This is a genomic window from Nocardia aurantiaca (genome assembly GCF_009708175.1).
GTDB classification, from domain to species: domain Bacteria; phylum Actinomycetota; class Actinomycetes; order Mycobacteriales; family Mycobacteriaceae; genus Nocardia; species Nocardia aurantiaca.
In genome coordinates this window covers 24,179-48,440 of the sequence record NZ_WMBB01000019.1, presented here as the reverse complement: position 1 = coordinate 48,440, position 24,262 = coordinate 24,179, and the positions used below count along the sequence as shown (strand labels likewise).

23 protein-coding genes, 1 tRNA gene and 1 pseudogene are annotated in these 24,262 nt (G+C 68.4%); 12 read left to right on the top strand and 13 right to left on the bottom strand.

Annotated elements, in window-relative coordinates:
• Window positions 1–226: 226 nt before the first annotated feature.
• The 5 genes from GLP40_RS30565 to GLP40_RS30545 all read left to right on the top strand — a co-directional run bounded on the left by GLP40_RS30565 (window position 227) and on the right by GLP40_RS30545 (window position 5,394).
• Window positions 227–1,297 carry a Glu/Leu/Phe/Val family dehydrogenase gene (locus GLP40_RS30565; RefSeq protein ID WP_154791531.1) on the top strand — a complete coding sequence of 357 codons (1,071 nt, stop codon included), beginning with the start codon at window positions 227–229 and terminating at the stop codon, window positions 1,295–1,297.
• A gap of 34 nt (window positions 1,298–1,331) precedes the next feature.
• A complete protein-coding gene (locus GLP40_RS30560; protein WP_328290834.1) occupies window positions 1,332–2,840 on the top strand; it encodes an amino acid permease in 1,509 nt (502 codons plus the stop codon).
• Window positions 2,841–2,958: 118 nt separating this feature from the next.
• Window positions 2,959–3,459: an AAA family ATPase gene (locus tag GLP40_RS30555; protein WP_154791484.1), complete on the top strand. Its 501-nt coding sequence runs from the start codon at window positions 2,959–2,961 to the stop codon at window positions 3,457–3,459.
• An 85-nt stretch (window positions 3,460–3,544) separates the two neighbouring features.
• On the top strand, window positions 3,545–4,399 hold the full coding sequence (locus tag GLP40_RS30550; RefSeq protein ID WP_154791529.1) for a thioesterase family protein: 855 nt from the start codon (window positions 3,545–3,547) through the stop codon (window positions 4,397–4,399).
• A 41-nt stretch (window positions 4,400–4,440) separates the two neighbouring features.
• Window positions 4,441–5,394, top strand: a complete 954-nt coding sequence (locus tag GLP40_RS30545; RefSeq protein WP_154791483.1) for a LysR substrate-binding domain-containing protein — start codon at window positions 4,441–4,443, stop codon at window positions 5,392–5,394.
• Here the strand turns inward: GLP40_RS30545 and GLP40_RS30540 are convergent.
• Window positions 5,343–6,248, bottom strand: coding sequence for a serine hydrolase (locus GLP40_RS30540; RefSeq protein WP_328290833.1), 906 nt, complete (start codon window positions 6,246–6,248; stop codon window positions 5,343–5,345). The two genes, GLP40_RS30545 and GLP40_RS30540, sit on opposite strands and share 52 nt — an antisense overlap.
• A 154-nt stretch (window positions 6,249–6,402) precedes the next feature.
• On the opposite strand from GLP40_RS30540, the gene GLP40_RS30535 reads away from it, so the two are divergent.
• Complete coding sequence (locus GLP40_RS30535) at window positions 6,403–8,181, top strand: penicillin-binding transpeptidase domain-containing protein (RefSeq protein ID WP_230330096.1); 1,779 nt, start codon at window positions 6,403–6,405, stop codon at window positions 8,179–8,181.
• A gap of 94 nt (window positions 8,182–8,275) precedes the next feature.
• A complete protein-coding gene (gene bla, locus GLP40_RS30530; protein WP_154791526.1) occupies window positions 8,276–9,166 on the top strand; it encodes a class A beta-lactamase in 891 nt (296 codons plus the stop codon).
• Window positions 9,167–9,217: 51 nt separating this feature from the next.
• On the opposite strand, the gene GLP40_RS30525 is transcribed toward bla, so the two are convergent.
• Window positions 9,218–9,982 carry an SDR family NAD(P)-dependent oxidoreductase gene (locus GLP40_RS30525; protein WP_328290832.1) on the bottom strand — a complete coding sequence of 255 codons (765 nt, stop codon included), beginning with the start codon at window positions 9,980–9,982 and terminating at the stop codon, window positions 9,218–9,220.
• 43 nt (window positions 9,983–10,025) lie between these two features.
• On the bottom strand, window positions 10,026–10,646 hold the full coding sequence (locus tag GLP40_RS30520) for a DUF4386 domain-containing protein (RefSeq protein WP_154791482.1): 621 nt from the start codon (window positions 10,644–10,646) through the stop codon (window positions 10,026–10,028).
• A gap of 106 nt (window positions 10,647–10,752) precedes the next feature.
• Between GLP40_RS30520 and GLP40_RS30515 the strand changes: the two genes are divergently transcribed.
• A complete protein-coding gene (locus GLP40_RS30515) occupies window positions 10,753–11,235 on the top strand; it encodes a MarR family winged helix-turn-helix transcriptional regulator (protein ID WP_154791481.1) in 483 nt (160 codons plus the stop codon).
• Window positions 11,236–11,358: 123 nt separating this feature from the next.
• On the opposite strand, the gene GLP40_RS30510 is transcribed toward GLP40_RS30515, so the two are convergent.
• A complete protein-coding gene (locus GLP40_RS30510; protein WP_230330094.1) occupies window positions 11,359–12,063 on the bottom strand; it encodes a hypothetical protein in 705 nt (234 codons plus the stop codon).
• Between the two features lie 111 nt (window positions 12,064–12,174).
• On the opposite strand from GLP40_RS30510, the gene GLP40_RS30505 reads away from it, so the two are divergent.
• Window positions 12,175–12,822, top strand: coding sequence for a cyclase family protein (locus tag GLP40_RS30505; protein ID WP_154791479.1), 648 nt, complete (start codon window positions 12,175–12,177; stop codon window positions 12,820–12,822).
• Between the two features lie 140 nt (window positions 12,823–12,962).
• On the top strand, window positions 12,963–13,313 hold the full coding sequence (locus tag GLP40_RS30500; RefSeq protein ID WP_154791478.1) for a hypothetical protein: 351 nt from the start codon (window positions 12,963–12,965) through the stop codon (window positions 13,311–13,313).
• A 74-nt stretch (window positions 13,314–13,387) separates the two neighbouring features.
• Here the strand turns inward: GLP40_RS30500 and GLP40_RS30495 are convergent, their stop codons facing one another.
• Window positions 13,388–14,596, bottom strand: coding sequence for a L,D-transpeptidase (locus GLP40_RS30495; RefSeq protein WP_154791477.1), 1,209 nt, complete (start codon window positions 14,594–14,596; stop codon window positions 13,388–13,390).
• A 264-nt stretch (window positions 14,597–14,860) separates the two neighbouring features.
• Between GLP40_RS30495 and GLP40_RS30490 the strand changes: the two genes are divergently transcribed.
• Window positions 14,861–14,936, top strand: a tRNA-Lys gene (locus GLP40_RS30490).
• A 96-nt stretch (window positions 14,937–15,032) separates the two neighbouring features.
• Here GLP40_RS30490 and GLP40_RS30485 read toward each other — a convergent pair.
• Complete coding sequence (locus tag GLP40_RS30485; RefSeq protein ID WP_154791476.1) at window positions 15,033–16,328, bottom strand: tyrosine-type recombinase/integrase; 1,296 nt, start codon at window positions 16,326–16,328, stop codon at window positions 15,033–15,035.
• Window positions 16,329–16,358: 30 nt separating this feature from the next.
• Window positions 16,359–16,640: a helix-turn-helix domain-containing protein gene (locus GLP40_RS34620; RefSeq protein WP_268867201.1), complete on the bottom strand. Its 282-nt coding sequence runs from the start codon at window positions 16,638–16,640 to the stop codon at window positions 16,359–16,361.
• Window positions 16,641–17,224: 584 nt separating this feature from the next.
• On the opposite strand from GLP40_RS34620, the gene GLP40_RS30475 reads away from it, so the two are divergent.
• Window positions 17,225–18,013: a hypothetical protein gene (locus GLP40_RS30475; protein ID WP_154791474.1), complete on the top strand. Its 789-nt coding sequence runs from the start codon at window positions 17,225–17,227 to the stop codon at window positions 18,011–18,013.
• A gap of 113 nt (window positions 18,014–18,126) precedes the next feature.
• On the opposite strand, the gene GLP40_RS34215 is transcribed toward GLP40_RS30475, so the two are convergent.
• The 6 genes and pseudogenes from GLP40_RS34215 to GLP40_RS30455 form a co-directional block, all read right to left on the bottom strand.
• On the bottom strand, window positions 18,127–18,486 hold the full coding sequence (locus GLP40_RS34215) for a hypothetical protein (protein ID WP_230330093.1): 360 nt from the start codon (window positions 18,484–18,486) through the stop codon (window positions 18,127–18,129).
• A gap of 197 nt (window positions 18,487–18,683) precedes the next feature.
• On the bottom strand, window positions 18,684–18,851 hold the full coding sequence (locus GLP40_RS34210; RefSeq protein WP_230330092.1) for a hypothetical protein: 168 nt from the start codon (window positions 18,849–18,851) through the stop codon (window positions 18,684–18,686).
• Between the two features lie 25 nt (window positions 18,852–18,876).
• Window positions 18,877–19,506: pseudogene (locus GLP40_RS35180) on the bottom strand (DNA cytosine methyltransferase); the annotation flags it as partial.
• Window positions 19,503–20,735 carry a VirB4 family type IV secretion system protein gene (locus GLP40_RS34940; RefSeq protein ID WP_328290847.1) on the bottom strand — a complete coding sequence of 411 codons (1,233 nt, stop codon included), beginning with the start codon at window positions 20,733–20,735 and terminating at the stop codon, window positions 19,503–19,505. The pseudogene GLP40_RS35180 and the gene GLP40_RS34940, both read right to left, overlap by 4 nt.
• A gap of 629 nt (window positions 20,736–21,364) precedes the next feature.
• On the bottom strand, window positions 21,365–22,462 hold the full coding sequence (locus tag GLP40_RS34935) for a PrgI family protein (RefSeq protein WP_154791471.1): 1,098 nt from the start codon (window positions 22,460–22,462) through the stop codon (window positions 21,365–21,367).
• A complete protein-coding gene (locus GLP40_RS30455; RefSeq protein WP_154791470.1) occupies window positions 22,459–24,255 on the bottom strand; it encodes a hypothetical protein in 1,797 nt (598 codons plus the stop codon). Before GLP40_RS30455 ends, GLP40_RS34935 begins: the two co-directional genes overlap by 4 nt.
• Window positions 24,256–24,262 lie beyond the last annotated feature (7 nt).

Below are 24,262 nucleotides of genomic sequence, written 5' to 3'. Positions count from 1 at the left end.
CATCCGGCTCGCGTCCCTCGGGGCCTGGCCCACGGGCTGAGGTCGCCGCGGCCATCGCGCCGGCCGCACCCGTCCCACCGCCGCGCCAGGCGGCAATCGATCGACCGCCGCGCCAGGCGGCAATCGATCGACTGCCGCGCCATGCGGCAGCCACCGGCCGCCCACCACGCGGCCACCGACCCGCCGCCACAAGCGGCGTCCACGAAAGGAATCGATTGTGACCGCAATGCACACCGACGCAGGGGTTTTCGGCCGCTCGCACGAGTTGAGCGCTCGACGCCACGAGCAGGTGGTGTTCTGCGAGGACGACAAGAGCGGGCTCAGGGCGATCATCGCGATTCATTCGACAACGCTGGGTCCGGCGCTCGGCGGCACCCGGATGTACCCGTACGCCTCCGAGGCGGCGGCGCTCGACGATGTGCTGCGGCTGTCGTGGGGCATGACCTACAAGGCCGCGGCCGCCGGTCTGAATCTGGGCGGCGGCAAGGCCGTCATCATCGGCGATCCGGCCTCGGACAAGAGCGAAGAACTCTTCGCGGCCTACGCGCGGTTCATCGAATCCCTCGGCGGGCGGTACATCACCGCGGGTGATGTGGGCACCGATACCGACGACCTGGACGCCATCGGCCGGTACACCGGTCATGTCACCGGCCGTAGCACCGCGGCGGGCGGTTCCGGCGACAGCGCCCGGCTCACCGCACTGGGCGTTTTCAACGCGATGCGTGCGGGCGTCGAATCCGTGTGGGGCGCACCCACACTGGCCGACCGCACGGTCGGCGTCGAGGGCGTCGGCAAGGTCGGCCGCGAACTGATCCAGCTGCTGCTGGCCGACGGCGCGGAGGTCTGCGCGAGCGACGTGAACGATGCTGCGCTGGAACGTCTTTCGAAGCACAACCCATCGGTTCGACTGTTGAGCAACGTATCCACCGCTCCGGTCGACGTCTACGCCCCCTGCGCCCTCGGCGGCACGCTCACCGTGTCCAGCGCCGAGGCCATCGAGGCGAAACTCGTCTGCGGCGCCGCCAACAACCAGTTGGCCACGCCCGCAGTGGAATACGCCTTGAATGAGCGCGGCATCACCTGGGTCCCGGATTTCGTGGCCAATGGCGGTGGGCTCGTTCAGGTGGCCGGAGAGCTGCGTCAGGCGGCGCCGGCCGAGGTCGAAGACGCAGTGAGGGGCATCTTCGACCGCTGCCGCGACATCATCGCGGAATCCAAGGCCGAGGGAATCGGCACCGGAGCGGCGGCCAACAGGTTCGCGGAACGGCGTCTGGACGCCATCCCGCGGGCCCTCTGATCGCCGCACCGTAGTTTCAGAGAGGAGACGACAAGTGGCGTTCGCGAGCGGAGTATTCCGCACCAAATCGGTCGAGCAGTCGATCCGGGATACCGATGAACCGGATTCCAAGCTGCGCAAGGATCTGACGGCGAGGGATCTGACCATCTTCGGTGTGGCGGTGGTCATCGGGGCGGGCATCTTCACGCTCACCGCCCGGACCGCGGGCACGGTAGCGGGACCCTCGGTCTCACTGGCCTTCGTGTTCGCGGCCATCGCGTGCGGGCTGACGGCGTTGTGCTACGCCGAATTCGCCTCGACCGTGCCGGTGGCGGGCAGTGCGTACACGTTCGCGTACGCCACTTTCGGCGAGATCATCGCCTGGATCATCGGATGGGATCTCATTCTCGAGTTCGCCCTTGCCGTTTCGGTGGTCGCCAAGGGGTGGTCGCAGTATCTCGGCGAGGTGCTCGGCGGCCTGGTGAATCCGGTCGCGCACGTCGGATCCGTCTCGTTCGACTGGGGCGCGGTGGTGATCATCGCTGTGGTCGGCGTCCTGCTGGCCACCGGCACCAAGCTGTCCTCGCGGGTCTCGGCCGTGGCCGTCGCCATCAAGCTGGCCGTGATCGCGCTCGTGCTGGTGGTCGGCGCGACCTACTTCAAGGCGTCCAACCTCAGTCCCTACATCCCGCCGTCGCAGCCCTCCGAGCAGGCCGGTGGCGTGCACCAGTCGCTGTTCTCCTTCCTGACCGGTTCCGGCGGAACCAGTTTCGGCTGGTACGGCCTGCTGGCCGCGGCCTCGCTGGTGTTCTTCGCCTTCGTCGGCTTCGACGTGGTCGCCACTACCGCGGAGGAGACCCGCAACCCGCAGCGTGACGTCCCGCGCGGCATCTTCGGCTCGCTGGCCATCGTGACCGTGCTCTACGTCGCGGTCTCCCTGATCCTCACCGGCATGGTGCCCTATACCGAGCTCGCGAGCGGAAACGCCACCCTGGCAACCGCTTTCGCCCTGCACGGCGCGACCTGGGTGAAGAACATCATCTCCATCGGCGCGCTCGCGGGCCTGTCCACGGTCGTCATGGTCATGTTTTTGGGCCAGACCCGCGTGCTGTTCGCCATGGCCCGCGACGGCTTGCTCCCCCGCAGCCTCGCCCATACCGGCAAGCACGGCACCCCCGTCCGCCTGACCGTCATCGTCGGCGTCGTCTGCGCCCTGCTGGCCGGTTTCGTGGACTTCGGCACCCTCGAGGAAATGGTCAACATCGGCACCCTCGTAGCCTTCGTCCTGGTCTCCCTCGGCGTCCCCATCCTCCGCCGCATCCGCCCCGACCTGAAGCGCGGCTTCCGGGTCCCCTTGGTCCCCGTCATCCCCATCCTCGCCGCCCTGGCCTGCCTCTGGCTGATGCTCAACCTCTCCATCGAGACCTGGCTCCGCTTCGTGATCTGGATGGCCCTCGGCATCGTCATCTACTTCACCTACAGCCGCCGGAACTCCATTCTCGGCAAACCCAAGACACCCGCCGCGGAGTCCATCCCGATTCCCGAGCCCGACCCCGTCCCCTGACCCGCCCACCGATCTCAGGGAGCTGTCATACCGAGGAGTCCCACCGGTTCCCCACCGTGACAGCTCCCTGATCCTGTCCTCGGCTCGGACCTCCCGCGGACGCGTAACCTGCAGCGACATGAGCGTATTGGTCGTGATTCGCGGCAACTCGGCCTCGGGGAAGTCGACTGCCGCCCGCACGGTGCAGCAGCGGTTCGCGCACGGCGCATGCCTCGTCGTACCGCAGGATGTGGTGCGGCGGCAGATGCTTCGGAAACCGGATGCGGCCGGGGCGGCCAATGTCGAACTGCTGGAACACATTGCGAGGTTCGGTCTGACTCGGAGCCTGGTGGTGATCGTGGAGGGGATCCTGCACGCCGGGCGGTACGGCTCGATGCTCGAGCGCCTCACCGCCGCGGCGGACCACGCGCTGCACTATTGCTTCGACCTCACCTTCGAGGAGACGGTCACCCGGCACATCGCGAGCTCCCGGGCGGCGGATTTCACGCCGGAGCAGATGGCGCGGTGGTATCACGGCCGGCAGCCGCTGTCCTTCGCCGATGAAACCCGCATCGACGCGAGCTGGGGTCCGGACATGATCGTCGACCGGATCCATCGCGATATCCTGGCCGTCCGCTGAGGGTCTCGAAGCGGCCGCATCGGCCGTTTGTCGTACACCGTCTAGTGGGTTGGACGTGGGCTGATACGTTGGCTGGGTGACCCGGATGCATGACGTGACAGCGGTGGAGCAGGCGGCCTCGGGAGATGAGGCCGGGATCAAGGCGTATTACGTCGCGCAGGGGGTGGGGGCGGATGGGTATGAGCGATATTCGGCCACCGGTGCGACCGTGAGCGTGTGGGCGGCGTCCATGCAGCACGGGGCGCCGCCGTCGGCGTTGCTGGCCCGCGCGGTGGAGCGGTGCGCGGCTCGGGAGGGCGCACGAGTTGCCAGGTTGACGATGGATATCTTGGGGCCGGTACCGGTTGGGGAGGTCGAGGTGCGGGCCTGGGTGGAGCGGCCGGGGAAGCGGGTCGAGCTGGTCGTGGCGGAGTTGGTTGCGGCGCAGGCGGATGGGACCAAGCGGGCGGTGGCGAAGGCTTCGGCTTGGCGGATCGCCACGTCGGACAGTTCGTCGGTGGTGCATACGGTTGACGCTCCACTGCCGACGGTGCCGGAGGCGTCCGAGATCGGGTGGGGTGTGCCGGACGGGTGGGATGTCGGGTATGTGAAGTCGGTGGACATCCGGCCGGTGGAGAATGACGGCGACACTCGGCGGGTGTGGGTGAAGCCTCGGGTCGAGGTGGTCGAGGGCGAGGAGATCTCGCCGCTGGTGCGGGTGTTCTCGGTGGCGGATGTGGCGAATGGGATTGGGGCGCAGCTGGATCCGTATCAGTGGACCTTCCTCAACACCGACCTGACGATCGATCTGTTCCGGCTGCCGGAGGGTGAGTGGATCGGGCTGGCGGTGCAGACGTCGATCGGGCCGGACGGGATCGGGATGTGCTCGACCGTGCTGCACGACGAGCAGGGGCCGATCGGGCACTGCTTGCAGATCCTCGAGGTGCGGGCGCGGGGCTGAGCGGCGCACCCGGCGATAAGGAAAACGATATCGTCGGTCGGATGGATCCGCTGCGTCAATTGCGCTACTTCATCGCCGTGGCCGAGGAACTGCACTTCGGCCGGGCGGCCGAGCGGCTGCGGATCGCGCAGCCCGCGCTGAGCCAGCGGATTCGAAAACTGGAGAGCGATATCGGGGCTCGGCTGCTGGAACGCGACAGCCGACGAGTGGAACTCACCGAGGCGGGCCAGATCCTGCTGGTGGAGGCGCGGGATCTGATCGCGCGCTGGGAGCGGGCGAAATCGCTGGTGGGCAAGGCCCATCGGGGCGAGATCGACGCCCTACGGGTGGGTGTGCCGCCGGAACTGGCGGGCCGGGTGCTGGCGGCCATTCTCACCGCGTTCGAGAGCCGGCAGGTACGGGTGGATCTCCAAGAACTGACCACCGCCGAACAGGTTCGGCTGCTGGCGGATCGCCAACTGGACGCGGGGCTGCTGCAATACCCGGTGGATGTGGTCGGCCTGGAATCGGGTCCGGCGGTGGAGACTCCGCTCGGCGTGGTGCTGCCCCGCGATTCCCCGCTGGCCGCGCGCGCCTCGCTCACCCTGGCCGACCTCGCCGGGCACGGTCTGGTGATCTTCCCGCGCGCCGCCGCCCCCGGCCTGTACGACGCCACCCTGCGCACTTGCTGGGAGCACGGCTTCCGCCCCGCCTCCGTGCAGCACGCCCGCAATCCCGAATTCGTGCTCGGCATGGTGCTTTCCGGCCGCGGGGTCGCCTTCGACCAGGGCCTGGTGGCGCAGAAGGAACCGCGCGTGGTGTGGCGGCCGCTGCCCGAAGGCACCCTGAGCTGGCGGCTCGCCCTGACCTGGCCCGCCGCCGCCCCGCATCCGCTGGTCCGGGAACTCGCCGACCTCATCGTGACGGTGGTGCAGGGCGATGGCGCGTCCCGCCCGGCCCCGATTCAGGACGCGCCGCAGCGGCGGCCATGGGACGTGGTGGCGGGCAGGCAGTGATCGATGCGCTCGATGGCGGCCCGCGCGGCCGCACCGATGGCTCGATCCACCGCTGGCTGCCGGCCCGCCAGGCTGTGTGACACGGTGAAAACCGCGACGGCGTAGCGGCTTCCATCCGGATAGCCGACCACCCCGATCTCATTGCGGATGCCGGGCAGCGTCCCGGTCTTGGACCAGATGTCGGTGCCCGCCGGGAATGCCGAGGGCAGCCGGTGTCCGTACACCTGCTGGCGCATGAGATCCCGTACGAACCGGCACGCTTCGGGCGAACCCGCGCGGTCCTCGCCGATGAGCCACAGCATGCGGGTCATATCGCGCGCGGTCCCGGCGGTGGTGCGCAGCGGATCCACCGCCCGCGAACCGAACACCTCCGCCGCGCTGGATTCCGGATAGCGCCGGGCGAATTCGACCAGGTCACGCGCTCCGATGTCCTCGGCCATGCTGTAGAGGATGTCGCGCAGCGAGCCCATGATCCGGGTCGCGCCGAGCCCGAGTTCCCGGGCCAGGGAACGCACATTGTCCACTCCGACCCGGTCGAAGAGCAGGTCGGCGGCGGTATTGTCGCTCACGGTGAGCGCGAAGTAGGCCGCATCGCGCAGGCTGAATTCGACATCGTCGTGGCAGCCCGCGGTGCCCACCCCACCCAGCCGGTTCGCGGCCGTGGCGCGCACCCGGTCGGTGGGATCGAGCTGGCCCGCCGCTACCTGCCGCGCGAACTCCAGCACCAGCGGCACCTTCACCACCGAGGACAGCACCACCGGTTCGTCGGCGGCCCAGCCGAATTCGCCGGCACAGTCGAAACAGCGGGCATGCACCCGGCCCTCGACACCGGCCGTCCGGAAGATCTCGTCCACTCCCCCAGCATTCCCGGTGCCCGAATCCGCCCGTCAACCGCCCGCGATACGGCCGTGCGATACCTCGTGCGCTGCGACGATATCGATTCCCATATCGGTTCGTACCCGTGTCGGTCTTGGACAGCCGCCGGTGATCCGTGTTGGGGTGGCTGTCATGGCAGAGTTCAGCAGGAGGGCCCTCACCGGTGTGTGCGCCGCGGCCATGCTGGTGACGGCGACGGCATGCTCCGGATCTGATTCCACATCCGGACTGTCCAAGACGGTCGAGGGTTTCGCGGATGCCCTCAGCCGCGACGACGTGCAGGCCGCCGCCACCGCGACCAGCGACCCGGCCAAGGCCTCCGCCGCGCTGGGCCCGCTGTACGACAACCTCGGCAAACAGGTGCGTTTCCAGGCGAGCAAAATCGAGAAGACCGACGACGGCGGGACATTCACGCTGGCCGCCGCCTGGAAGCTGGGCAAGGACGGCAAGAACGAGTGGACGTACACGACCTCGGGCCGCGCCAGTCGCTCCGGCGGGGATTGGAAGATCCGGTGGGACCCCGCCACCGTCGCACCGGGGCTGGATGTCGGGCCGCTGTCCTACAGCCTCGTGTACCCCGATCCCGCCAAGATTCTCGACAGCTCCGGCGGTGACCTGCTGACCCAGCAGGTGGTCACGCTGGTCACCGTGGCCCCCGGCGCCGACCCCGCGGCCGTCGCCGCGGCCCTGCGACCGGTCGCACCCGATGTCACCGCCGCGAGCCTGCAATCGGACCTGGCCGCCTCCCAGGGCACACCGATCACGGCCGTCACCCTGCGCGATTCCGATTACGTCACCGTCCAGCCGGCCCTCGCCAACCTGGCGAATGTGACCACGTCCCAGCAGACCCGCCTGCTGACCGTCGACAAGTCACTATCCTCCCCGACCTTCTCCGGCCTCTCCGACCTGTGGCAACAACAGGCCGACGCCGCCGCGGGCTGGGCGGTACGCGCCCAGGGCAGCGATGGCACGCAGCGGGTCGGCGGCCCGGAACCCAAGCAGGTCACCGATATTCACACCACGCTCGATATCGGATTACAGCGGGCGGCCGAGGCCGCGCTGACCCCGATCACCACGCCCGCGGCCATCGTCGCCCTCCAGCCTTCGACCGGAAACGTGCTGGCCATGGCCCAGAGCGCGCCCGCCGACGCGCAGGGCCCGATCGGTCTGACCGGCCTGTACCCGCCGGGCTCGACCTTCAAGACCGTCACCGTCTCCGCCGCCCTCCAGGAGGGTCGGATCACTCCCGATTCGATGGTCGCCTGCCCCGGACAGGAGAACATCGAGGGCCGAGAGATCCCCAATGACAACAACTTCGACCTCGGGCAGGTGCCGCTGCACACCGCCTTCGCCAAGTCCTGCAACACCACCATGGGCAGGCTGGCCGTGCAGCTCGCGCCGGACGGGCTGACCACTGCCGCCGCGCAGCTCGGGCTCGGCATCGACTACGTGACGCCCGGCCTCACCACCGTGACCGGCAAGGTGCCCACCGCCGACACGCCCGCACTGCGCGTGGAAGAGGGCATCGGGCAGGGCAAGGTGACCGCCTCGCCGTTCGGCATGGCGCTGGTGGCCGCCGCGCTCGCCCAGGGCACGGTCAAGCCGCCGACCGTGGTCCAGGGGCAGCCCGGCAAGCCCGACAAGCAGCCGCCCACGCTCCCACCCGGCATTGCCGACCAGGTGAAATCCATGATGCGCGAGACGATTACCGGCGGCACCGCCACCGCGCTCCGTGATATTCCCGGGCTGTTGGGCAAGACCGGCACCGCGGAATACCTCGACGACAAGCACGCCCACGGCTGGTTCGTCGGCATCGACGGCGACCTGGCCTTCGCCGTCTTCGTCAGCGACGCGGGCAGTTCCGATCCGGCCGTGCAGGCCGCGGGCCGCATGCTGCCCGCTCCGCACTGACTTCCACCCAATTCCACACGGCGCGAGCCGAATACCCCTTCAGCACTCGAAATGGATTGAGAGGCTTGTTTTGTCGACCCTGAAATACGGCGCCATGCTGTCGCTGGTGCTGCTCGCCCCGCTGGTCGGCGGTTGCGGCGGCGACTCGAAAAGCGAAGCGACCCGCAGCGGACCCACCACCGCCGTGAGCGCGGTGACCGGCGACGCCGCGCTGCGCGCCCTCGAACAGCAGCACGGGGCGCGGGTGGGCGTGGTCGCCATCGATACCGGCACCGGCAAGACCCTCGGCTACCGGCAGGACGAACGCTTCGCCTTCGACTCCACTTTCAAACCCCTGGCCTGCGGCGCACTCTTGCACGCGCATCCGCTCAACAGCGGATTCTTCGACCAGGTCATCCATTTCGGCGCCGACAAACTGGTGCCGAACTCGCCGATCACCAGCACCCGCCTGGACACCGGCATGAGTGTGGCCGAACTCTGCGAGGCGGCCATCACCCGCAGCGACAACACCGCGGGCAATCAGATTCTCGAACTGCTCGGCGGCCCGCAGGCCGTGACCGCCTTCCTGCGTTCGATCGGCGACCGGACCACCCGCATGGATCGCTGGGAAACCGAGCTCAACACCAATATTCCGGGCGACGAGCGCGATACCAGCACACCGGCCGTCCTGGCCGACGACTACCGCAAACTGGTGCTCGGCGACACCCTGCCCGAACCCGAACGCACGCAACTGACCACGTGGCTGCTGGCCAACACCACCGGCGACGCCCGCATCCGCGCCGGACTCCCGGCGGATTGGAAGACCGCCGACAAGACCGGCAGTGGCGACTACGGGACCGCCAATGACATCGCGGTCACCTGGCCCGCGAGCGGCGCCGCGCCACTGGTGATCGTGGTGCTGACCACGAAGCCGGATCAGGCTGCCCCAGCGGACAATCCGCTGGTCGCCGCCCTCGCGAAGGAGGCCGTCGGCGCGGTCCGCTGACATCGCCGAGTGGCGGTGGCCCTCGGGCCACCGCCACTCGACCCGCGCGGTTCAGTTGGTAATGCGCCCGCCCGCCACATCGATGGTGATTCCGCTCAGGTACGAGGACGCGTCCGAGGCCAAAAACAGCGCGGCCTCCGCCACATCGGCGGGCACGCCCATGCGCTGCAGCGGATGCGACGCCGCCACCCGCTGCCGCACCGGCTCGGGCATGTGGGCGGCGACCTTCTCGGTCAGAATCGAGGACGGCGCAAGGGCATTCACGCGAATTCCGCGCGGGCCGAGTTCGGTGGCGAGGTGCCGGGTCAGCATGACGATTCCGGCATTGGCCACCCCGTACGCGAGATTGGCCTGGCTGGGCTGGCGGCCCGCCGAGGAGGCCATGGTGATGATGCTGCCCGAACCCTGGGCCAGCAGGATGGGCAGGAACGTCCGCACGGTGAGGAATGCGGAGGTCAGATCCGAATCCAGCACTCGTCGCCACAGGTCCAGCGAGAGTTCGGAAGTCGGTGTGGGGTAGCCCATTCCACCGGCGAAGACGCCCAGGATATCGACCCGGCCGAACTCGCTGTCGACCTGGGCCCGGACATCGACCAGTGCGGCAGCCGAGGTGACGTCCGCCACCGCGCCGATGGCCGCACCGCCCGCAACGGTGATGTCGGCGACGACCGCATCCAGGGCCTGCTTGTCGCGACCGACCACGCACACTCGGACGCCCTGGGCAGCGAGCATGCGGGCGGTCTGCGCCCCGATTCCGCGTGAGCCTCCGGTGAGAACCGCGGTCTTGCCGGGGAGGTCGGTGTAGGTGCTGAGCACGAGATGAACCTTTCAGGCGAATACTGCTGCGACGGTCGAGGATTCAGCGACGGGACAGGACGACGGCGACCGCGATCAGCCAGAGCGACCCGGCGAAGCGGACCACCGGCAGCAGGAAGCCGAACCCGGAGATGACCAGCGCCAGCGTGGACAGCGCGGCCACGGCGGCAATACCGAAGCCGCACCAGATCAGCCAGGCCGGTAGCTTCCGATCCAGCATGGCCGGAATCGCGATGCCGAGGGCCAGCAATCCGAATCCGGCCGCGTACGCCGGACCGCCGGACAGGTAGCCGAGATCGGCGAGGGCGCGGGCCAGAGCCGGTGCGGCGGAATCGGTCAGTCGCCCGCCGGTCCAGGCGAACAGGGCGCTGAAGGTGAGCCCGCCCGCGGCCAGCGCCGCGCCGATGGTGGTGAGCGACGGGCCGCGCAGCACTCGCTGGATGAGTCCGGCGGCAATGGCCAGCGGGGCGGCGGACAGCAGCAATAACAGCGCGCCGGCATTGATGAGCCCGGCGTGCGCGGTGGTGTAGGCGAGGACGTCCTGTCCGCTCGCGTCCGGGTGCGGGGTGCGGGCATTGGCGGCGACGTAGGCGATGGTGAGCGCTGCGAACGCGGTGACGGGGGCGAGGACGGCGGGTTTGGTGCGAGCGATGGTGGTGCTCATCAGGGGTGACCCTCAATCTCGGGAACGAATCATGCTGCGCAAATAATGATTACAAACTGTAACGATTGTCAAGAGTCTATTATTCTTGCGCTGCTACTATTGCCGCATGGATGCGAAAGACGAGGTCGCGCCGCACCGCGCCCTGACGGCCGTCGGATTCCTGTTGGCCCAGGTCGGGGCCTTTGCCGCCAATCGATTCGCGGAGCGCACAGCGACCTTGGATCTGACCCCCGCGCAGGCCGGACTGCTGCGGCTGCTCATCGCGCAGCCCGGTCGCAGCCAGCGTGAGCTCGCCGACGAACTTGGGATGCCCCCCAGTCGGTTCGTTCAGTTCGCGGACAAGCTCGAGGAGCGCGGGCTCATCGAGCGCAAACGCAATCCCGACGATCGACGCCAGCATGCGCTGCACCTGACCCCGAAGGGGCGGGCCACACTCGGCGAACTGGCCGCGGTCGCCCGCGAAGCCGAGGAAACCCTGTGCCGGTCACTGACATCGGAGGAGCACCAGCAGCTCTCCGAGCTGCTGGTCCGCATCGCGGCCGACCAGGGTCTGACCCCGGGCGTACATCCGGGCTACAAGATGGTGTGACGTCGGGCCACGGGTCCGCTCGCTCGGATGCCTTGCCGCGCAGCGGTCATCACGGAGTCAGCCCCGGATAGCGGCGATGCGGCCGCCATGACCTCAAAGGCGCCGGAAGGTGAGAGGCGGATGTCAGCGCGGTTCGCTGAGCAGCCACTGGTCGCGCGGCGTGCGGCGGCGCTCGCGACGGCTGCCGACCCGGGCGCGGGCGGCGTAGCGGGCCGTCATGGTCTCGGCGGTCAGCTGATGCCAGCCGCTGCCGCTGCTCAGGTCGAAAACACCGATGTACCCGCCAGGAAGCAGCTGGAACGGGGCGGTGATGTGGTTGCCGTAGTCGAACTGGGTGCTGCCCGCTTTGCGGAAGTTCTCGAACCAGGAGGGAAACACGAAGTCCGACACCAGGACTCCGTCGATCTGGTACGCGTACTGATCCGCCTCGCAGGGGTCGGCGACCTCGTAGGCGTAGATGCGGCCGGCGGACGCGCTGGTGAACACGTAGGCGGCCAGGTTGATATCCGGATCGCCGAGCATCTCCAGCAGTTCGTGGCTGACCGTGACCGACCACTGCAATCCGGCGTTGATGTCGCTGCGCGCGAACACCTTTCCCATCGGCAGCCCCTCATCGGTGAGGTCGTGGTAGCCGAGCGCGCCGGCCTGGTCGGAGTCGTCGGACACCACCAGCCACCACGCGCCCGCCGGCGGCTGCCGGCCGCTCGCCACGAAGCTCAGATCGGCGTCACTCCCCCACACCGGGGCCCAATCGCGGTGCACCTGGGTTTGCAGCGCCGGGACCACGGCGGAAACCTGGGCGTCGGTGAGTGCGGTGCTGCGGTTCAACACGGCAATATGTATGGCAGACATAGCGATTCTCGAATTCCTCATCGGCGGCTGTATTCGATCTTGCCGACGGCCATCATCGCGCGAAATCCATAGGGAGGCGGGCGGAAAATGCGCATCATCGATCTCTCGGTGCCGATCCGGTCCGGTATGCCGGTGTATCCCGGCGATCCGGAGGTCGCCATCCGGCCAGCGCTGACGGTGGCCGCCGACGGCGTCAACGTGCTGCACCTCGACATGGGGTCACAGACCGGCACACATGTGGACGCGCCCCGACACATCGACGACTCGCTGCCCGCGCTGGACGAACTGCCGCTGGATCGGTTCACCGGACCGGGCGTGGTCATCGACGCGCGCGGCGCCGGGGCGGGCGGGGCGATCGGGCGCGAACTCTTCGAGGGCCGGGTAGCGGCCGGGCAGGTGGTGCTCATCGCGACCGGATGGTCGGAGCACTGGGGCACCCGCGCGTACCTCAACCATCCGCATCTGACGACGGACGCGGCCGAATATCTGGTCGCGACCGGAGTGCGCACAGTCGGCATCGACGCGCTCAGCGTCGACCCGACCCCCGCCGAGGAGATTCCGGTGCATCGGATCCTGTGCGCGGCGCACGCCGTCATCGCCGAGAACCTGACCCGGCTGGCGGAGGTGCTCGCGGCTCAGACGGCCGGTCAGCGCATCGAGGTGTCGCTGTTCCCGCTCAACCTGCCCGGGGCCGACGGCGCTCCCGTGCGGGCCATCGCGCGCACGGGAGTGTGAGAGAAACATCAGTGTGTCGCATTTTGCGGCACAGGTCACGCGATCTTCGTAGACTGCTCTGGACATTGGGGGAGTCGGGGCCCCCGACCCACGCTCGATACGAAGGAACTCCGCACGTGAATCGTTGTGCCGTAACCACTTTGCTAGCCGTTGCGGCTATTCTGCCCGCCGCGCCCGCCGCGTACGCGGAGATCGTCCTCACCGACGCCAGCCAGACGCAGACCACGACGTCGACCACAACCACCACCCCGACCCCGACCACCACCCCGACCACGAGCGATCCGGCTCCCAGCAGCCCGATAGAGGCGCTGGTCACCGGGTCCTCCGGCTTCAAACTCGGCGGCGCGGCCGGTTCGGCGACCACGGGCTCGTCGGGGAACAGCGGCCCCTGCACCGTTCTCGGCACGGCCTCCGCGCTGTCGGGGCTCGCGGCGCTGGGATGCGGCAGCCTCAACGGCGGCACCGGGATCGGACCCGGCACCATCGGCTGACCCCGAGACCACATCGAGCATGACCCGTGGGGTCATCAGTGTTCACGCTGATGACCCCACGGGCATGTCCGCGATCAGCCGCGGTCGGCGTTGCCCGCCTTCCACTGTTCCCAGGGAATGTTCCAGTCACCCAGCCCGTCCACGCCGGACAGTGTGCCGCCGACGGTGTTCTTGACGATGGTGATGTCGCCGCGCTTGACGTTGTCGTACACCCACTTGGCATCGGCCGGGCTCAGATTGAGGCAGCCGTGGCTGGTGTTGACCGACCCCTGCGCGCCCACCGACCACGGGGCCGAGTGGAAGAAGATGCCGGAGTACGAGATTCGCGTCGCCCAGTCGATGGGGGTCTTGTAGCCGTTGGGCGAGTTCACCGGGACGCCGTAGGTGGAGGAGTCCATGATGATGCGGTCGAACTTGTCGCCCACGATGTAGACGCCGTTGTCGGTGGGCGTGGAGTCCTTGCCCATCGAGGTCGGCATGGTCTTGATCACCTGGCCATTGCGTTCGACCGTCACGATCTTGGTGTTGTCGTCGGCGGTGAAGACGGTGGCGTCGCCGATGGTGAAGCTGGAGTGGATGTCGCTGTCACCCACCAGGCCGCTGCCGAGGTCCCGGCCGTAGGTGTTGACCGCGATGTCGACCCTGGTGCCCGGGGCCCAGAAGTTCTGCGGCCGCCAGCGCACCTCCCGATTGTTGACCCAATAGAAGGCGCCCTCGACCGCGGGCGTGGTAGTGATCTTGATCGCATCCTGGGCGGCCTGGCGGTCCGGAATGTTCTCGTCGAACTGCACCGCCACCGGCTGGCCGATACCGACCACTTCGTTCTCCGCTGGGAGCAGGTAAGGGTGGGTCCGGTTATTGGGCGAGATAGTGGTGAAACTCATAGTCGAGTTGGTCGCGCCGCCCAGGCCGACGGCATCGACGCTCAGTTTGTAGGTGCGGCCGAATCCCAACTGCTCGGACAACGTCCACGAGCGGCCGTCCTTCGCCAGCTCCCCCGGCACCGGCGTGCCATTCGGGCTGGTGAGAGCCACATTGGTGAGCGTGCCGTCCTCCACCTTCAGGGTCAGCTCGCCGGGCGCGACACCCTTGTCGCCATCCTTCACCGGGGAGATCAGCTTCGGCTTCATGAGCTCGCCGATGGGGTTGGAATCGATTGCCACCGTCGACGATTGGCGCTCACCGCCCGACGAGCATCCGACCAGCGCCAACGCCAGCACGGACACCACCGCGCCGACGCCGAGTAGCTTCCCGGATCGTCGCCGGCCTTGACCTTCGCTCATCGCAACCCCGCTTCATGTCCCGGTGCGCAGCCAACCACCGAGCACCTCCCGGCCCCAACCACGCCTGTCCGACCACCACGCCCCGCCCACAGGGCCTCCCCCACAACATCCGTGATCATCCCCGTCGCGTTAACAACCCTCAACGATCCGAAAAACCCACAGCTCAGAGGGGCGATTTCACTTTCTGCCACCAACCCTGTTAATGTTCTTTCCGCACCGCAGAGCGGCCAAAGCGAAAGCCCAAAGCCCCCCGCGGGGTAACACGCGCCATTAGCTCAATTGGCAGAGCAGCTGACTCTTAATCAGCGGGTTCGGGGTTCGAGTCCCTGATGGCGCACCAAAACACCTGTTCAGGAAGGGTGTTGCATCTCGCGAATTCCCAGTTCCGGGCCAAATCCCAAAAATATCCCAAGAATTCGCGGCAGCACCTGTCGGATCACTCGGTCACGCCCAGGCCCTTCTCCAGCGCCGCCGACGAGTCCGGGGCCCGCTCCGCCGACGCGATGTAATGCCGTTCGGTAACCCCCTCCTGTGAGTGACCCAGTTGCTTGGCCGCGGTCTTCGCATCCGATGCCTCGGCGATCAGCGTCGCGACCGTCTTGCGGAACGTGTACTGCGTCACATCCTTATAGACGGTGCCGCGCGCGTCCCGCCAGGTGCGGTTGAAATTGTGCGGATCACGAAGTACCCCACCTCGGCCGGGAAACACCAAGGGGGCCTTCTCGTCTACTTCCACCACAGCGCCACCCACCTCGCGCAGCGCCTTCACCTCACACATACGCCCGTGCATCGGATCGGCGCGCAACCGCTTCAGCATGTCGACCGCGAACCCGGGTAGGGCGACGATCCTGTGCCCCGCATCGGTTTTCGTCCACTCCTGCCGGAACAGCCCCTTGCCCTTCAGCCGGACGACCGTAGCCGAGATGGTGAACGTCGCCGGTTCCGACTGCAGATCGAACTGATCCCAGGATGCCGCCAGGGCCTCCCCCGGGCGCACACCCGAGCCGAGGATCAAGTCAGCGACATCCACGACGACCCGATCTCTCGGTGGCCCATGAGTGTAGGCGGGCGTTCCCGGAATCTGGTTGCCTGCCAACCACTCCCGGAGCTGCGCGCGTAGGCCGTCCAGGCGCTCCCGGTCGATGATCTGGGGCTTAATCTTTCGCCGGCGCAGGCGGGAGGTGTCACGGACAGGGTTCTCGGTGAGCGCCCCGTATCTGACCGCCACACCCATGACGCCGGTCAGGATCACTTTGTGCAGGCGAGCTTTCGACTTCAGCCCTGCGGATGCGACAGCCTGGATGTGTTCATCGAGTCGGCCCGTATCCGCCTCCCACACACGAAGACTTCCCAAGGCGGGTCGCAACTTCACGACGTCCTTCTTCGCCCGTTTGTCGGTGCTGGCATCGATCTCGCCCTCGTACCGGTCGTACGATTGCCGGTCCACCCCTTCGTCCAGATCTACCTCGGCAAGCCACATGTCCATCAGGACCGACAGCCGAGTATCGCGGGTGACTTTGCTGCGCGACCGGCCCATGTACTGCTTCTGGCACGTAGCCAGTTTTTTCCGCAGTGCGGACTTGGCTTTGCTCTCCGTCGGCCCGGTCGCGTCCACAAGCTTCCCCTTGCCGTCGTAACCACGGAATGTGGCCCAGGCCCTCCAGGTACCGTCGGACAGCTTCTTGGTGCCGATGTCGCCGTAGCTGCCAATTTCAGTGGCAGGTCGTGGCATTGGCGTTCTCCATTCTTTCCAGTTGGCTGCTCAGGCCGCTTCGGGCTGCTCGTCGGTGTGCACCATGTGGGCATCGAGGTAGGCGTCCAGGTCTTCGACTCGGTACATGCACGAACTGCCAGACGGCTTCGAGTAGCGGGGACCACGCCCGACGGCAGCCCAGTTCGCCAAGGTGCGTGGATGAATGCCCATATATTCGGCAGCCTCTCTACGAGGAAGCCACGATTTCCGCGTGGTGGGCGACCTTCGAGGATTCGAGGGGACGGCCGTCGCACCGTCGGCAACTCCGATTAGGTCCTTCTGCTTACTCATTGCAGATTCCCGCGCGTCAATCGTCTCCGGCTCGTCCCGGTCGGATACCGAATCGGGCATCAGCCGGTCGTCCCGGCGGCGGGGAACGCGCTGTCGGTATAACGGGGTGACCATCGATCTGGTGGCGGGTTTCTCGTCCATCATTGAATCCCTTCTCACGCACCGACTTCCGCGACCTAGCTGGGACGGCGGCGGTCGGTGAGATTTGTCTTTCGTGCGTGTCGATGACCGGATGTCCGGGCACCGGCGTCCATCAACGCTCTGTATCGGCCGAGGGGTCAAATACCTTCTCGTGCAGCGCGTTTACGCACTGCCGCACCGCAATCACGCCCCCCGACGGCAGGGCCGCTGAACACACGCCTACGGGCCGATCCGGGGACCGGAACACGCCACCCACCGGTCCCCGGCCAGGCGCCCGGTCCGCGGGATGCCGGACGAAGACGAACACAGGGCACGCCGGTCGGCCCGGGTCGACAACGACTCCGGCGATGCCCGGTGTTGTGCGCTGGAAGGTCGCTGGGCCCTAGGAAAATGGGTGGCGGCGGGAGGGTGGGTCCGGCGTAGGTTGTGCGGATGCACAGTGCGTGGGCGAAGTGGAGCGCGGCAAGAGCCATGCGGATGATCTCTATGCGCAGGTCGGAAAGTACCGGGAGCTCGACCCGGTCGCCTTCACGACCACGACCAACGCCGAGGACAACCAATCCCCGACCCTGGAGATCAAGTGGGTTGCCACGGTGGCCCACGAGGTGCCAGCCGAGTTCTCGCTCATCCTGGGTGACGTGTTCACCAATCTGCGCGGATCGCTGGATCACGCCGTGTACTCCCATGCCGAGAAATTCGTGCAGGCCACGACCGGCAGCCCCTTGGACCCCAAGGTCGGCAAGAAGATCGCCCACAAGTTCAGCGCGACCAGCGGCGACTGGACGAAGGGCATGAAGAACACCCGGCCGGTCGTCGACCCCGCGTTCTACACCGTCATGGAATCTCAGCAGCAGTTTTCGGCGCAGCCCGACAAGCGGTTGACGATCCTGGACGCCCTGGCGAACGCGGACAAGCACCGCATGCTCTCGATCGTGCAGTACGCCGCGCCGACGTTCGAGATGGATCTCGCCTCGCTGCCCGGCGCGCGACTCGATCACGACCCGAAGCAGCCGATCGCCGACGGCGTGACCGTCGCGACGCTCACCGTGCCGCGCCCACCCGGCACCTCGGCTCAGTGGGTGAAGTGGAATGGCCACATCGGCTACGAGGAGATGATCAAGGATCCCGATGCCCCGCAGTCGGCTTCGCTGCAGGGTGTGGTCCGAGCGCTGGTGGAAGCCACGAAGATCGCGCTGACCGACCTGCAGGCAGCAGCCGGGGCCAACTGGTAGCTCCTGCCGCGAAAGGATCACCGCACTCACCATGGGGACCCGGTCCGACCGGTTTCGGCGGACGGGTCGGTGTCGACGACCGGCCGCCGCGTGTCGTCGGGCTCGGCTCGACGTCATGCGGCGGTCCCTTCCTCGGACAGGCCGGAATGCAGGTGGGTGAGATCGGCGAGCAGCAGGGCGATCGCGTGTGCGGCCTGCTGCGGGACGACCCCGTTACCGAGAGCGCGCAGTTGAGCGACGCGGGACAGGTCGAGGTCGGTCACCCAGCCGATCTCCAGTCCTTGCAGCCATTCGACGAACACCGGTGCCAGCACCGGGCGGCCGTGGCTGCCCGGCTGGGTCGGGTACGGGACCGCCCGTCCCATCACGGTTTCCCAGCGGTGGATCGCGGGAGCGTAGTCACCCCAGTCGATCCCGGTGATCGCCCGATCGGAGCGTGCGGGGTGGAGCCGGCTGATCGCTGAAGGCAGCATCAAGTCTCCGCTCGATCCACGTTGCGCCGGTGAGCCTTTGGTGCCATCGCTGGCGCGCGGTGTCGGCAACAGCCCCGTGACCAGAGGCAACACCTGCTGCGACAAGGGCGGCCGGAACCCGGCTCCGGCGCGGCGGCCGGCGGTACCGGTGTCGGAGCCGCGAGGTGTCGGCAGGAGCCGGAGCTCGCCATCGGTGTTCAGGCGGCTCGGGACTGCGGGGGCTGCTGATCGATGTCGGGTGAGGAGGTCAGCAGTTCGTGGACGGCGTCGTGGAGGCTGACTTGATGACCGAGTTCGCGGCGCCGGGCCGGGTTCGCGGGTCCTCGGTTGTCGCCGTCGCGAGCTTGCGGGGTCGGAAACAGCACCGGCTCCGAGGATTTCGCCGGCGGGCCATCCGAGCAGGAAGACTCTTTCGCGACGGTGGGCTGCTCCGATGTCGCTGGCGCGCAGGCTTGTCCAGAGCGCGTCATACCCCGCTTCGGCCAGGTCACCGAGTACTCGATGCAATCCTCCTCCGCGCCATCGAAGTGCCGCCACGTTCTCCACGACGAGGAGAGCCGGTCGTAGAACGCGAAGACCCGCCACGATGTCGGTCCATAAGCCACTGCGTGTTCCTCTCTCGATCCCGACGCGCCGTCCGGCGGCCGAAATGTCTTGGCACGGAAAACCGGCGGTCAGGATGTCCACCGGTTCGATTGCGGTCCAGTCGATCTCACGGAGGTCACCCAGGTTCACCACGCCGGGCATGCGCGCGCCGAGCAGGATCCGGATGTGGGGGTCGGGGTCGGCGCACCAGGCGATCCGGCCGCCGCCGAACGCGGCCAGCACACCGAGGTCCAGGCCGCCGTACCCGGTGCACAGGGATCCGAGCACAGGACCGTCAGCCGGTCGCGGGCCCGGACTCTCGGTGGTGGCGGTGGTGTCCGGGGCGGGGTCGTTGTCGGTGACCAGGTGCAGGCGGCGGTGCGTGGTGCCGCTGGCGGATGCCCGCGTCCTGGGACGCGGCGGATCGGTTGTCATGGAGTACCTTTCGGGTCGAGGACCAGCTCGGGTCCTACGTCGAGGTCGTCGCCGGCGATGGATGCCGGGTCGACGATCGGGTCGTGGTTCGTGGCGCTGCGGTGTAGCGGTGGCAGCGCGCTGAGATCGATGTCGGAATCGCCGTCGTAGCCGGTGGCGGCCAGTTCCCCTGGGTCGCTGGTGATCACGGTGTCTTCCGCACGAGAGGCCAAGGATCCGAAGACGGCCCTGTCGGTGCCGCTGGCTGCGATCAGCCCGCTTCCCCGTGCGGCGGAGAGCAGGAAATGTTGTTCACCCTCTGACAGGTGGAAGGCCGCGGAGACGTCGTCGATCGCTTGGGGTGCTTGGCGGAGCAGGATCTGGATGGCGGCGTTCGACACGATCGCTCGCCCGAGTTCGGTGGACAGCACGTCGGCGCTGTCCTGGGTCGCGACGGTCAAACCGGCCCAGTGCTTGCGGAAACTCTTCGCCGCCCGGAACAGGAACTCCGCACCTGCGGGCTGGCGCATGAGCAGCCAGGCTTCGTCGACGGTGACGAGCCTGGGCCGGCGAGTGGCAGGGTTGGACACCTTGCGCCAGGTGGCATCCAGGACGAGCAGGGTGCCGATCTTTTTCAGTTCCTCGGGCAGGTCGCGCAGGGAGAACACGACCAGCCCGCCGTCGGGATCGGTGGTAGTCGGCCCGTCCAGCAGCCCGGCATACGCACCGCCGGACAGGAACGGGTACATCCCGGCGGCAACGTCCTCGGCGACGGGTGTCCGCAGCCGGGCCAACTGCGCGTGCAATCCACTCAGGGTCGGTGCGGTCCGGGTCCACGTCGCCGGGTCGTCGGTGACCCCGGCGGCGGCATAGGTGGCCGTCAGGGCGGTATCCAGAGCCGCCCGCTGCGCGGGAGTCTGCTCGCCGAGCAGTACCCGCATGAGCGTGTGCAGGAACAGTTTCCGCCTCGTGAGTGCGTCGGGTGGGGCGGTGCGGCGGCCGTCGCGGCGGGTGTGGATCTCCAGGTCGAAGGGGTTGATCCGCACCCCGGGTGCGCCGAGGCGAATATGCGTGCCACTGACCGCTTCTGCGAGGCGCCGGTATTCGTCTTCGGGGTCGATGATGATCTGTTCGATCCCGCGATACAGCGACCGCAGGATCTCGGTTTTCACCAGATACGACTTCCCGGAACCACTTCGGCCCAGGACCACCAGGTTGTGGTTGTGAGCTTCGGGCGCGAACCGGTCCACGAACACCAGCCCTGAGGCCGCGTCCCGGCCGTAGAGCACGCCCTCGGGGCGGGAGGCTCCGACCGGGTCGGTGGCCGGGAGTTGCGGGGAGTCGAACGGAAACGCCGCCGCCAAGGCGGGGGTGTCGAAGGTGCGGGTCACCCGGATCAGGTCCAGCCCCAGCGGCAGCGTGGTCGTCCAGGCTTGGGCCGCACGGAAACTCAAGGTGCAGGTGTCCACCAGCAAGCTCGCCGCCAGAGCGCGGACGGCGGCGATCTCGTCGTCCAGCTCGCCTTCGCTACCGGCGTGCACGGTGAGGTACACCCCCACCCGGTAGAGCCGTGCCTCGGCGCGGGCGATGCGCGCGGAGAGGTCGGCGGCGTCCTCGGCGGCGACGTCGACCGCGGGGTCGGGGGGCCGGCCCCGGCTCGCGTCGTGCAGGCGGGAGGATTCGAGGCGGCCGAGCTGGCGGCGCAGCCGGGTGGCGGCGGTGACCGGGTCGATCGGGTCGATATGGACCGCGACGTCGAGACGGCCGGGGTGGGTCAGCAGGGGCGCGAGCCAGCCTGCGGTGACTTCGCGGGGGTAGCCGGTAACCGCGAGGGTCGCGACCCACTCCGGGCCGATCTCCAGGTGTCTGGCGCGGATCGTCACCGACTCCGGCCCGAACCCTGCCACGGCCTCGGGCGCGAACGGATCGATGCCCGTGAGCCCGCCTGTGGTGATGATCTCGTCGCGGGCGGCGAGGTCGGCCGACGCCGGCACCAGCCTGGCCGGGTCGCAGCACTCGGCGACCACTGCAGCGGCCTGCATGTCCGCAGCGCGGTCACCGTGATCCCGAGTGGTGCAAGCATTTCGGCGGCCTCGCTGAGACGGCGAACGAGGCGGGACTCGGCGGCCCGGCGCGCGGCAGCCGATATGCCGCGTGCCGCGCGGGCGCGTCCGCCGAGCAGCGCCCGCACGGCGGTGCCGGTCGAGGAGCCGGCCGTGGGGTCGGCGACGGGTTCTCGCCAGACGAGCAGCACCCGGCGGTGCAGCAGGGTCTCCTCGGTGGCGAGCTCGGCTAGGTGGTCGGCGTGATCTGTTGCGGCGGCGGCCAATTCCGGTGACATGTCGCCGATCGCGTCGTGCAGGCCCTGCAGGTGCGCGGTGAGGTCCAGGCGGGTGGAACGGAGCAGGATCTGGACCGGCTGGCGCAGGGTGTGCAGCCAGCCCGCGAGCTGCCCGACGAGACTGTCCTGCTCGACTGGCGTGCGCAGGGCGAGATTCAGGGTGCCGGCGACCGCGACCACCGCCAGGCCGTCGGCACCGAGGTCGACGATCCCGACACCGCCGCTGCTCGCAGCCACCGACTCCGGCAACGTCACCACCGCGTCCGGCGGCGCGGACGGGACCGGTTGGCGCGGGCCCGATGTGGCGCGGTCGGTGACCCAGCGCGGGGCCGCCGCGATGGGTTCGGGTGTGTCGATCAGGTGCCGGGGGCGGAGCCGGTGGGCGATCGCGGCGCGCAGCAGCTGGTCGGCGGGCAGCCCGTCGCGGGTGGTGAGGATCGTGACGGTGACGACCACCCCGATCGGAGTGGCGGCGGCCAGGAACACCACCGGTGACACCAGCGCCCGAGTGGCGATCCAGCCGCCGTAGAGCACGACGGCGGTGATCGCGAGCAGGACGAGGTGGCGGGCGTTGAACAGCCCGATCAAGCGGTCGGACTTGTCGACATCGGCGGGAATCCGCACGGGAGTCGTCACTTCTTCCCCTTCCCGGTGTTGGTGCGTCCGTGGAATGCGCGGCGGCGCACGGGCAGATCCGGCAGCGGCAGATGCAACTGCCGACCGGCAGCCTTCGACGGAGTGGCGGGCGGCTGCAGTGGAGGCGGCGGTGGCGGGGCGGGTTTGACCCGGGTCACCGGGATCGGCAGCGGGTACTGCCCGCCCCGGTTGGGCCGCACACCCCGATAGGGATCGGGCTCGCCCGGCGGGTCGAAGTCGAAGGCGAGTTGTTGGGGGCGTCGGGTTCTCGGTGTCGGCGCGGGCGCCGGAGGTGGCGTGGGAGGCGCCTTCGTGGCCGGGACTCGGGTGACCGCAAGCGGGAGCCGGTACTGGCCGTCGCGCCCGGCTCGGGTGCCCCGGTACGGATCCGGCGGATCGAAGTCGAACGCCAGCTGGCGTCCACGCGCGGCACGCCTCGCAGCGGGCTTCGGACCGGGTGCCGTACCCGGTTGCTGACCGGTCGCTGTCCGGCGCTTGCGTGGGACTCGGTGCACGCCTTCCAGCGGAAGCATCAACTGTCCGTCGCGGGTCGCGCGGACCTTCGCGTAGGGATCCGGAGGCCCGGACGGCGCTACCTTCTTGGTACGCGCGGTCGGTCGGCGACGGCCGCTGCTACCACCGCCGCGGATGAGGCCGAAGGTCTTGTAGGTCAAGTAGCTTCGGGCCATCGAGCCGATCATGCTGCGGCCCTGCCCGATCCGCATCGCGCTCATCAGCCAGAACGGTGTCTTGACCAGGATCGCCATCAAAGCGAGTCCGACGATCGCGTTGACGGTGCCGGTGTCGGTCCAGGTCCCGTACGTCGTCCACCCGCCCGGGGTCAGGAACACCCGCAAGGTAGTGATCAGCACCAACGACTGCACGACCTGGATGGCCAGGCAGGCGCCCAGGGATCGCCACCACCAGCGGGCGATCGAGTCGGTGCCGGGTAAGGCGTGGAACATGAGCACGATCGGTCCGCTGGCGATCAGCATGATGGTGACCGCGACCCGCACGAAGTAGGTGACCAGCAGCACGACGAGCATGACCACCATCGCCAGCGCCATCAGCAGCCCGAAGATGTCGCCCTCCATGCTGGGGGTCTTCGCGAGTTCGGTGAGCGCTTGTGCGGCCGAGTTCGGGTCGACGCCGTCTCCGGACAGCGCGACCGCGAGAGCGTTGGAGATGCCGATCGCGGTGCTCGCGACGATCATGCTCATCGCGCCGGCGATGAACCCGGCCACGATCCGCGGGGCGAGCTCGGCGAACGACCATCGGGTCTGCAGGGTTTCGCGGACCATGAGCAGGATCCCGGACGCGATGACCAGCAGCCCGTAGAAGGCGAGCATCAGCTGCCACGACTGCTGCCACAACACCCCCACCTGGGGCAGCTGGGACGGGTCGGGGGTGGTGAGCAGGCTGCTCGACAGCATGCCCAGCAGCGGGTCGAACGCGGAATCCACGACGCGGCGGAAGAATCCGTCGATCGCGTTGGCGACGCACGCGCTGATCGAGTCGATCCCGCAGGAAGGCTGACCGCCCGAACCCGACGGTGAACCGCCGGGGGTGCCGGGGCCGAAGTCGCCGGGTCCCGGTGCCGGGGATGTCGTTGTGGCCGTGGGGCTGCCGATGGTCGGTGCCGGGATCGCCGGTGCCGGCGGTGTGGTGGAGATGGGGGTGGGCGGCAGCCAGTGCGACGGCGGTGTGACCGGGACCGTCACGATCGGCGGCACTGTGGGCGGAGTGGTCGGTGGTTGAGCGGCAGCGCCGCCGGTGACGAGGTGGAGCAGCACGACGATC

What these genes read in the sequence shown, in the direction of transcription:
- GLP40_RS30565 (WP_154791531.1), top strand. Translation starts at nt 227, where the DNA reads ATGCACACCGACGCAGGGGTTTTCGGCCGCTCGCACGAGTTGAGCGCT.
- GLP40_RS30555 (WP_154791484.1), top strand. Translation starts at nt 2,959, where the DNA reads ATGAGCGTATTGGTCGTGATTCGCGGCAACTCGGCCTCGGGGAAGTCG.
- GLP40_RS30550 (WP_154791529.1), top strand. Translation starts at nt 3,545, where the DNA reads ATGCATGACGTGACAGCGGTGGAGCAGGCGGCCTCGGGAGATGAGGCC.
- GLP40_RS30545 (WP_154791483.1), top strand. Translation starts at nt 4,441, where the DNA reads ATGGATCCGCTGCGTCAATTGCGCTACTTCATCGCCGTGGCCGAGGAA.
- GLP40_RS30535 (WP_230330096.1), top strand. Translation starts at nt 6,403, where the DNA reads ATGGCAGAGTTCAGCAGGAGGGCCCTCACCGGTGTGTGCGCCGCGGCC.
- bla (WP_154791526.1), top strand. Translation starts at nt 8,276, where the DNA reads ATGCTGTCGCTGGTGCTGCTCGCCCCGCTGGTCGGCGGTTGCGGCGGC.
- GLP40_RS30520 (WP_154791482.1), bottom strand. Translation starts at nt 10,646, where the DNA reads ATGAGCACCACCATCGCTCGCACCAAACCCGCCGTCCTCGCCCCCGTC.
- GLP40_RS30515 (WP_154791481.1), top strand. Translation starts at nt 10,753, where the DNA reads ATGGATGCGAAAGACGAGGTCGCGCCGCACCGCGCCCTGACGGCCGTC.
- GLP40_RS30505 (WP_154791479.1), top strand. Translation starts at nt 12,175, where the DNA reads ATGCGCATCATCGATCTCTCGGTGCCGATCCGGTCCGGTATGCCGGTG.
- GLP40_RS30495 (WP_154791477.1), bottom strand. Translation starts at nt 14,596, where the DNA reads ATGAGCGAAGGTCAAGGCCGGCGACGATCCGGGAAGCTACTCGGCGTC.
- GLP40_RS30485 (WP_154791476.1), bottom strand. Translation starts at nt 16,328, where the DNA reads ATGCCACGACCTGCCACTGAAATTGGCAGCTACGGCGACATCGGCACC.
- GLP40_RS34620 (WP_268867201.1), bottom strand. Translation starts at nt 16,640, where the DNA reads ATGAGTAAGCAGAAGGACCTAATCGGAGTTGCCGACGGTGCGACGGCC.
- GLP40_RS34215 (WP_230330093.1), bottom strand. Translation starts at nt 18,486, where the DNA reads ATGCTGCCTTCAGCGATCAGCCGGCTCCACCCCGCACGCTCCGATCGG.